The following is an 8,879-nucleotide window of genomic DNA, read 5'->3' as shown; positions in this document are numbered from 1 at the left end:
CGCGTGCGCGAGCTCCAGCTCGGCGCGGGAGTTGTCCAGGAGCGGGGCGAGCCGTCGCCGGATGCCGATGTTGGCGCGCATCCGCGGGTCGTACGCGTACCAGCCGTACATCGCCTGGCGGTACTCCTCGCTCACCATCTCCAGGGTCAGCTCGTCGTGGTTGCGCAGGAACACGCCCCAGGCCGCGCCCTCCGGCACGTCCGTCGTCTCCGAGAGCACGCGGATCAGCTCGACCGCCTGCTGGGAGCGCAGCGCGTAGAAGATGCGCGGCATGACGGGGAAGTCGAACGCCATGTGGCACTCCGGCTCCTCCTCGGAGCCGAAGAACGCCGCGACCTCGCGGGGCCACTGGTTCGCCTCCGCGATCATCATGCGGCCCGGGTACTCGCGGTCGACCATCTCGCGCAGGCGCTTGATGAACTCGTGCGTCGGCGGCTCGCCCTCGCCGTTGCCCTCGTCCGACTCGTACAGGTACGGGATGGCGTCCAGCCGGAAGCCGTCGACGCCGAGGTCGAGCCAGAACCGGACGATGTCGTGCATCGCCTCGTGCACGGCGGGGTTCTCGAAGTTGAGGTCGGGCTGGTGCGAGAAGAAGCGGTGGAAGTAGTACTGCCTGCGCGCCTCGTCGAAGGCCCAGTTGGAGTCCTCGGTGTCGACGAAGATGATGCGGATGTCCGGCCACTTCTCGTCCGTGTCGTTCCACACGTAGAAGTCGCCGTACGGGCCCTCGGGATCGGAGCGCGACTGCTGGAACCACTCGTGCTGGTCGGAAGTGTGGTTCATCGGCAGGTCGATGATGATGCGCATGTTGCGCTCGTGCGCCTTGGTGACCAGGTCGCGGAACTCGTCGATGGTTCCGAACTCGGGCAGGATCGCCTTGAAGTCGGAGACGTCGTAGCCGCCGTCGCGCAGCGGCGACTGGAAGAACGGCGGCAGCCAGAGCGCGTCGACGCCCAGCCACTGCAGGTAGTCCAGCTTGGAGGTGAGGCCGGCGATGTCCCCGGAGCCGTCCCCGTTGCTGTCCACGAACGAGCGGACCATCACCTCGTAGAACACGGCTCGGCGGTACCACTGGGGGTCCAGCGTGAGTCCGGGCAGCGTGATGGGGGCGGTGAAGCTCACGATTCTCCTTTCGGCCCCGTCGGCCGATGTAAGCGGTTGCAACCGTCAAAGTCTAGGGGGTCGCGGAGGTGGCCTGTCCAGTCCTGCCTAGACTGGTCGGGATGATCCCCACCTCTGTCCCAGACACGGCTTCACCCTACGCCGCGGCGCTCGGCCGGCTGCCCGTCCGGCGCTCGGAGACGGACCTGCTGGGAGGGACCACGCGGTACTGGGACTACGGCGACGAGGACGCCGACACGACGCTCGTCCTGGTGCACGGCTTCCGCGGCGACCACCACGGCCTCGAGCCGGTCGTCGCGCAGCTCGACGGGATGCGGCTGGTCTCGCCCGACCTCCCCGGCTTCGGCGCGTCGACGCCGATGACGGAGGCCGCGCACGACATCGAGGGCTACGCCCGCTGGCTGCGCGCGTTCGTCGCGGCGCTCGCCCCGAGCGGCCGGGTCGTCCTCCTCGGGCACTCGTTCGGCTCCATCGTCGTCTCGGCCGCGCTCGCCGACCCTGCGACGCCCCGGCCGGACGCGGTCGTCCTGGTGAACCCGATCGGCCAGCCCGCGCTGCACGGGCCGCGCGGCATCCTCACCCGGCTGGCGATCTTCTACTACTGGCTCGCCGCGGTGCTGCCGGAGCGGCTCGGCTTCGCGCTGCTGCGCAACCGGGTCATCGTCCGCGTGATGAGCATCGCGATGGCGAAGACGAAGGAGCCGGCGCTGCGGCGCTGGATCCACGGCCAGCACGACAGCTACTTCTCGGCCTTCAGCGACCGCCGGGTGGTCCTGGAGGCGTTCCGGGCGTCGGTGTCGCACGACGTCAGCGAGTTCGCGGCGGGCATCCCCGAGCGCACGTTGCTGGTGGCGGCGGTGGACGACGACATCACCCCGATCGCCGCTGAGCGCCGGCTGCGCGGGCTGTTCCCGGACGCCCGGCTGGTCGAGATCGAGGGCGTCGGCCACCTCATCCACTACGAGAAGCCTCTCGAGGCCGCTCGTGCGATCGAGGAGTTCCTGGCATGAGGGTCCTGTTCGACTGCCGCTACACGCGCATCGGCCGCCACGACGGGATCAGCCGCTACAGCGCGGAGCTCGTCACGGCGCTCGCGAAGCGCCACGCCGTGACCATGCTGATCAGCGACCACCGGCAGCTGGAGATGCTTCCCGACCTGCCGTGGGAGCTGATCCCGTCGCCGACGTCGGTGGGGGAGCCGTGGGTCGCCCGGCGCGTGAACAAGCTGAAGCCGGACGTCGTGTTCACGCCCATGCAGACGATGGGCGGGTTCGGCCGCCGGTACCGGCTGATCCTCACCGTCCACGACCTCATCTACTACCGGCATCCGACGCCGCCGCGCGACCTCCCGGCGTTCGTGCGCGTGCTCTGGCGGCTGTACCACCTGTCCTGGTGGCCGCAGCGGATGCTGCTCAACCGCTCGGACGCGGTGGTCACGGTCTCGAACACCACCAAGCGGCTGATCGCCGACCACCGGCTGACCAAACGGCCGGTCTACGTCGTGCCGAACGCGGCGAACATGCCGGAGCCCGCCGAGGCGCAGGCGCAGGCGGAGCGGACCGAGCCGGAGACGCGGAGCCTCGTCTACATGGGCTCGTTCATGCCGTACAAGAACGTGGACACCCTGGTCCGTGCCGTCGCGCTGCTGCCCGGCTACGAGCTGCACCTGATGAGCAGGATCGGCGAGCACGAGGCCGAGCGCCTGTCCGCCCTCGCCCCGGATGCCAGGATCGTCTTCCACAACGGCGCGAGCGACGAGGAGTACGCGCAGACGCTCGCGCGGGCGACCGCGCTGGTGACCGCGTCGAAGGACGAGGGCTTCGGCATCCCGCTGCTGGAGTCGATGACGCTCGGGACGCCGGTGGTCGTCAGCGACATCCCGATCTTCCGCGAGATCGGCGGCGACGCCGCGCTGTACTTCGCCGCCGACGACCCGCAGGCGCTGGCCGACCGGGTGCGGCACCTGGAGCAGCCGGGGGTGTGGGCGCAGCGCTCCGCCGCCTCGCGCACCGAAGCCGCCCGGTTCAGCTGGGACGCGTCGGCCGAGCACCTGCTCACCGTGCTGACCGCGACGACCGGCCGCGCGGGGCGGCGCGCGCGCTGACGGCGGCGATCGTCCGCAGCTCCGGAGTTCCCGAGCTCGAGGTGCGGACGCCGCTCAGAGCCGGTACTTGAATCCGACGTGGCTGGGCGTGAAGCCGAGCCGCTCGTAGAACCGGTGCGCGTCGGAACGCGCCGCGTCCGAGGTGAGCTGGATGAGTCCGGCGCCCGTGTCGCGGCCGGCCTCGATCGCCCACCGCAGCATCGCCGCGCCCAGTCCGCCGGAGCGGCGGTCCGACCGCACCCGCACGGCCTCGACCTGGAGGCGGGAGGCGCCCGCCCTCGCCATGCCGGGAATGAGCGTGAGCTGCATCGTGGCGACGATGCCGTCGTCCGGATGATCGAGCACGAGCAGGACGTTCGCGGGGTCGGCGTCGATCGCCTCGAACGCCCGCCGGTACGCGGCCGCGTCCTCGGCCCGCGCCCGGTCGCCGCGTCCCGCGCTGATCGGATCGTCGGCGAGCAGCGCGACGACCGCCGGGACGTCGGCCTCCGTCGCGGAGCGCAGGACGTGGCCGGCGAGCGGCACGGGAAGCGCGACGCGCAGCTGAATGGTCACAGCACCGACGCCGTGAGCAGGTCGTGGTCCTCCGGGCCGAGGTTGAAGCGATCCAGGGCGAGCGCGCCGTCCCGGTAGCGGAAGCGGTGCACCGAGCCGTTGGGGATGACCTCGCCGGGGCCGGGACGGGCGTGGCCGGTGACGTGGCGGGCGATCGACCCGATCACGCCGCCGTGGCTGACGACGATGACGTGCGCGCCGGGATGCCGCTCGCCCAGCTCCAGCAGTGCGGGCAGCGCCCGGGCGACGACCTCGTCCCGCGACTCGCGGCCGGGGACCGGCTCGTCCTCCGGCCAGCGTTCCAGGATCTCGGCGCCGGTGAGGCCCTCCGCCTCGCCGTACCGTCGCTCGGCGACCGCGGCCAGCGGCACCGGTTCGCCCAGTCCGACGTGCCCGGCGATGATCCGCCCGGTGTCCAGCGCGCGCGAGAGCGGGCTCGCGTAGATCGCGTCGAAGCGGCCGCCGGCGAGGGCCCTGCCGGTCGCGTCCGCCTGCGCGCGTCCCGTCGCGTTGAGGGGGATGTCGCTGGAGCCCTGGATGCGCTTGGCCAGGTTCCAGTCGGTCTGCCCGTGCCGTACGAGGGAGATGAGGGTCACACGCGTCCTTTCGCCGCAGGACGCGCGGAGGGCTACGCGAGCCGTCGGGAGAGCTCGACCAGCGTCTCCGTCGTCCCCGCGTTCAGCTTAACGGTCGCCCGGGTGTCGCCTTTCGTCTCGCCCCTGTTGAGGATGACGATCGGCAGCTTGCGGCGCCGCGCCTCCTCCAGCAGCCGGATGCCCGAGTTGACGGTGAGCGACGACCCGGCGATGAGCAGGGCGTCGGCCGTCCTGACCAGCGCGCTCGCCTCCCGGTAGGTCTCCGGCGGGATGAACTCGCCGAAGAAGACGACGTCCGGCTTCAGGTGGCCGCCGCAGACCGTGCAGTCCGGGACGACGAAGGCGTCGACGTCGCGGACGATGGCGTCGCCGTCCGGAGCGATCTCCACCTCGCCGTCGGTGTCGAGCTGCGGGTTCGCCGCGTCGATCCTGTCCTTGATCGCGCCGCGCGCGAAGATCTGCCCGCAGACGAGGCAGCGGATGCGCTCCACCGAGCCGTGCAGCTCCACGACACGCCTGCTTCCGGCCTGCAGGTGCAGCCCGTCCACGTTCTGGGTGACGACGCCGTTGGTGACGCCCGCCTCCTCCAGCCGGGCGAGCGCGCGGTGCCCGTCGTTCGGACGGGCGGCGGAGAACCGGCGGTAGCCGAGGTGACTGCCCGCCCAGTAGCGCTTGCGGTAGCGGTCGTCGCCGAGGAACTGCTGGAACGTCATCGGGGTGCGCCTGGGCGCACCCTCTCCGCGATAGTCCGGGATGCCGGAGTCGGTGGAGACGCCGGCGCCGGTGAGCACGGCCACCCTGCGGCCGGAGAGCACCTCCGTCGCGCGGTCCAGCCCGTCGGCGAGCTCGGCGGGGAACGCGGGCGCGAGGGTGGGCATGGAGCACCTCCGGAAGGTCGTGACACGAGTCTAAACAGCGCGTGTTTCGAGCGTATTTCCTGCCGCCGGCGCCCGCGGGAGCCGCGGGCCTGGCAGGCTGGTGCGGTGCACATCCAGCGGATCACCGACCTCGACGCCGACGGCCTCGCCGACTACTCCCGCCTCACCGACGTCGCGCTGCGGCGGGTGACCGAGCCCGAGGGCGGCCTCTACATCGCCGAGTCCACCAAGGTGATCACCCGCGCGCTGCGGGCCGGCCACACGCCGCGCTCGGTGCTGCTGCAGGAGCAGTGGCTGCCGGACGTGGAGCCGCTGCTCGCCGGCTTCCCGGACGTCCCCGTGTTCGTCGGCGACGCCGCGGTGCTCGAACGCCTGACCGGCTACCACCTGCACCGGGGCGCGCTCGCCGCCATGCACCGCCCCGCGCTGCCGGGCCCGGCCGACCTGCTCCGGGAGGCGCGCCGGGTGGTCGTGCTGGAGGACATCGTCGACCACACCAACGTCGGCGCGATCTTCCGCAGCGTGGCCGGCCTCGGCGCCGACGCCGTGCTGGTCAGCCCGCGCTGCGCCGACCCGCTGTACCGCAGGAGCGTCCGGGTGAGCATGGGCACGGTCCTGCAGGTGCCGTGGACGCGCATCCCGGACTGGGACCAGGCGGCGCCGCTGCTGCACGACGCCGGCTTCGACATCGCGGCCCTCGCCCTGGCCGACGACGCGGTGACGCTCGATGCGTACGCCGCCGACCCGCCGGAGCGCGTGGCGATGGTGCTCGGCTCCGAGGGCGACGGCCTGTCGCGGAGCGCGCTCGCCGCCGCGGACACGGTGGTCACCATCCCGATGCTGCACGGCGTCGACTCGCTCAACGTCGCCTCCGCGAGCGCGGTGGCGCTATGGGCCCTGCGGGCGCGTTCTCAGCGCTCGCCGGGGGAGTGACGAATAGAATCCGAGGGTGCCCCAGCAAGTCATCGCCGATCCGCCGCGCCGTCAGAGCAGGGCGGTCTACCGCCGCCGACGCTTCGCGGTCTTCGGCTCGGCCGGTGTGCTGCTGGTGGTGTTCCTGTACGTGTTCGGATCGCTGGTCGCACCGGTGCCCGCCACCGCCGCGGTCACGGAGCACGAGAAGTCGATCACCCAGACGGCCGCGCAGCTCGCGTGGCCCGGTTACGGGTCGGCCGCGATCACCGCGCCAGACTACGCGGGGGCGACCGCCTCCCACGGCAGTGACGCGAGCATGCCGATCGCGAGCATGACCAAGACGATCACCGCTCTCGTGATCCTGGACAAGAAGCCGCTGGACGGGTCATCGGAGGGGCCGAAGATCGCGTTCACGCAGAAGGACGTCGACATCTGGAACGAGGTGATCGCCGACGGCGGGTCCTGGGCCCCCGTGGAGGCCGGCACCTCCCTCACCGAGAAGCAGGCGCTCACCGCGATGCTGCTGCCCTCGGCGAACAACTACGCGATCTCGCTGGCGAACTGGGCGTTCGGGTCCACGGGCGCGTACGTGAAGGCGGCGAACGGCTGGCTGAAGGCCAAGGGGTTCACCGGCACGAAGGTCGTCACGCCGGACGGCCTCGACCCCGGCAACGTGAGCACAACCGCGGATCTGCTCGGCATCGGCAAGCTCGTCCTCGCCTCCCCGACGCTGTCCTCGATCGTGTCGCAGAAGTCGGCGACGCTGCCGGGCGCCGGCGCCCAGGACAACACCAACTCGCTGCTCGGCGTGGACGGGGTCGACGGGATCAAGACCGGCAACACCGACGAGGCGGGGTACTGCCTGCTGTTCTCGGCCGAGGTGCCGGTGGGCAAGGCCAAGGTCCGGGTGCTCGGCGTCGTGCTCGGCGCGCAGGACCACGACACGCTGTGGGCGGGCGTGAAGGGCCTGCTGGAGAGCATGCGGGCCGGCTTCCACGAGGTGGACGCGTCGACGACCGGTCAGGTCTTCGGCTCGTACTCGACGCCGTGGGGCGCGTCGTCGAAGCTGGTGGCGACCTCGGCGAAGACGTTCGTCGTCTGGTCGGACACGCCCATCCAGGTGGACGTGACGACGCGCCCGCTGCAGTCCGGATTCAAGGGCGACGTGGTGGGACGCGTGACGTTCACGCTGAACGGGAAGAGCGAGTCGGCCGAGCTGGCCCTCGCCAAGGACGTGCCGGATCCCGGCTTCGGATGGCGCCTGGCGCATCCGGGCGGCCTGGGGACCTGACCGGCGCACGACGAAGGGGGCGGCATGACGATCGAGGCAGACAGCCATGACCTGATCCGCGTGCACGGCGCGCGGGAGAACAACCTCAAGGACGTCAGCGTCGAGCTGCCCAAGCGCCGGCTCACGGTGTTCACGGGCGTCTCGGGCTCCGGCAAGAGCTCGCTGGTGTTCGGCACGATCGCCGCGGAGTCCCAGCGCATGATCAACGAGACGTACAGCGCCTTCGTGCAGGGCTTCATGCCGTCGCTGTCCCGGCCCGATGTCGACGTGCTCGAGGGGCTGACCACCGCGATCATCGTGGACCAGGAGCGGCTCGGCGCGAACGTGCGCTCCACGGTCGGAACGGTCACCGACGCGAACGCGATGCTGCGCATCCTGTTCTCGCGGCTCGGGCAGCCGCACATCGGCTCCCCGCAGGCGTTCTCCTTCAACATCCCCTCGGTCACCGGCAGCGGTGCGATCACGGTCGGCGGCAAGACCGAGGAGCGCACATTCAGCCAGACCGGCGGGATGTGCCCGCGCTGCGAGGGGATGGGTACGGTCTCCGAGATCGACCTGGGGCAGCTCTACGACGAGACGAAGTCGCTGAGCGGCGGCGCGATCACCGTCCCCGGCTACACCGCGGACGGCTGGTCGGTGCGGATGTTCGCGGAGTCCGGCTTCCTGGACGCGGACAAGCCGATCGCCGACTACTCCGAGACCGAGCTGCACGACTTCCTCTACCGCGAGCCGGTCAAGGTGAAGATCAACGGCATCAACCTCACCTACGAGGGCCTCGTCCCGCGCGTGCAGAAGTCGATGCTGTCCAAGGACGTGGACGCCATGCAGCCGCACATCCGCGCCTTCGTGGAGCGGGCGGTCACCTTCGCCCCGTGTCCCGAGTGCGGCGGGACGCGGCTCAGCGCGGGCGCGCGGGCGTCGAAGATCGGCGGGATCAGCATCGCCGACGCCTGCGCCATGCAGATCTCCGACCTGGCGGACTGGGTGCGCGGGCTGGACGAGCCGTCGGTCGCGCCGCTGCTGGCGAACCTGCGGCGCACGCTCGACTCGTTCGTGGAGATCGGGCTCGGCTCCCTCTCGCTCGATCGCGCGTCCGGGACGCTCTCCGGTGGTGAGGCGCAGCGCACCAAGATGATTCGCCACCTCGGGTCGTCACTGACCGACATCACCTACGTCTTCGACGAACCGACGATCGGCCTGCACCCGCACGACATCCAGCGGATGAACGACCTGCTGCTGCGGCTGCGCGACAAGGGCAACACCGTGCTGGTCGTCGAGCACAAGCCGGAGTCGATCGCCATCGCCGACCACGTCGTCGACCTCGGCCCGCAGGCCGGCACCGGTGGCGGCCAGATCGTCTTCGAGGGCACGGTCGACGGTCTCCGTGGCAGCGACACCGTCACGGGGCGCCACCTCGA

General features: G+C 71.2%; 8 protein-coding genes and 1 pseudogene. 5 read left to right on the top strand and 4 right to left on the bottom strand.

From position 1 onward, the window contains the following. Positions 1–1,122, bottom strand: a 1,122-nt coding sequence (gene treS, locus ACTHMF_RS12175) for a maltose alpha-D-glucosyltransferase (protein WP_440317865.1), incomplete at its 3' end; no start/stop codon positions are given. A gap of 101 nt (positions 1,123–1,223) precedes the next feature. Between treS and ACTHMF_RS12170 the strand changes: the two genes are divergently transcribed. After that, positions 1,224–2,132 (top strand): alpha/beta fold hydrolase, encoded by a 909-nt coding sequence (locus ACTHMF_RS12170; RefSeq protein ID WP_440317864.1) that lies wholly within the window; start codon positions 1,224–1,226, stop codon positions 2,130–2,132. Then, the gene (locus tag ACTHMF_RS12165; RefSeq protein ID WP_440317863.1) at positions 2,129–3,226 is read left to right on the top strand and encodes a glycosyltransferase family 4 protein; all 1,098 of its coding nucleotides are present in this window, start codon (positions 2,129–2,131) and stop codon (positions 3,224–3,226) included. Before ACTHMF_RS12170 ends, ACTHMF_RS12165 begins: the two co-directional genes overlap by 4 nt. A gap of 54 nt (positions 3,227–3,280) precedes the next feature. Here the strand turns inward: ACTHMF_RS12165 and ACTHMF_RS12160 are convergent, their stop codons facing one another. From ACTHMF_RS12160 to ACTHMF_RS12150, 3 genes are read right to left on the bottom strand one after another with little or no spacing between them, the layout of a single operon-like run. Beyond that, on the bottom strand, positions 3,281–3,781 hold the full coding sequence (locus tag ACTHMF_RS12160; RefSeq protein ID WP_440317861.1) for a GNAT family N-acetyltransferase: 501 nt from the start codon (positions 3,779–3,781) through the stop codon (positions 3,281–3,283). Beyond that, on the bottom strand, positions 3,778–4,377 hold the full coding sequence (locus tag ACTHMF_RS12155; RefSeq protein ID WP_314146986.1) for a histidine phosphatase family protein: 600 nt from the start codon (positions 4,375–4,377) through the stop codon (positions 3,778–3,780). The genes ACTHMF_RS12160 and ACTHMF_RS12155 overlap by 4 nt, the downstream gene beginning before the upstream one ends. A 32-nt stretch (positions 4,378–4,409) precedes the next feature. After that, positions 4,410–5,255: a Sir2 family NAD-dependent protein deacetylase gene (locus ACTHMF_RS12150; RefSeq protein ID WP_440317859.1), complete on the bottom strand. Its 846-nt coding sequence runs from the start codon at positions 5,253–5,255 to the stop codon at positions 4,410–4,412. 105 nt (positions 5,256–5,360) lie between these two features. On the opposite strand from ACTHMF_RS12150, the gene ACTHMF_RS12145 reads away from it, so the two are divergent. From ACTHMF_RS12145 to ACTHMF_RS12135, 3 genes and pseudogenes are all read left to right on the top strand, one after another. Continuing rightward, a complete protein-coding gene (locus ACTHMF_RS12145) occupies positions 5,361–6,188 on the top strand; it encodes a TrmH family RNA methyltransferase (RefSeq protein WP_440317858.1) in 828 nt (275 codons plus the stop codon). Positions 6,189–6,204: 16 nt separating this feature from the next. Further along, positions 6,205–7,461: a D-alanyl-D-alanine carboxypeptidase family protein gene (locus tag ACTHMF_RS12140; protein ID WP_440317856.1), complete on the top strand. Its 1,257-nt coding sequence runs from the start codon at positions 6,205–6,207 to the stop codon at positions 7,459–7,461. Between the two features lie 24 nt (positions 7,462–7,485). Then, a pseudogene (locus ACTHMF_RS12135) lies at positions 7,486–8,879 on the top strand (excinuclease ABC subunit UvrA); the annotation flags it as partial.

It is taken from the genome of Leifsonia sp. (assembly GCF_051955155.1).
Classification (GTDB): Bacteria; Actinomycetota; Actinomycetes; order Actinomycetales; family Microbacteriaceae; genus Leifsonia.
The sequence above is the reverse complement of the archived record's forward strand: the minus strand, read 5'-3'. Positions and strand labels throughout refer to the sequence as shown.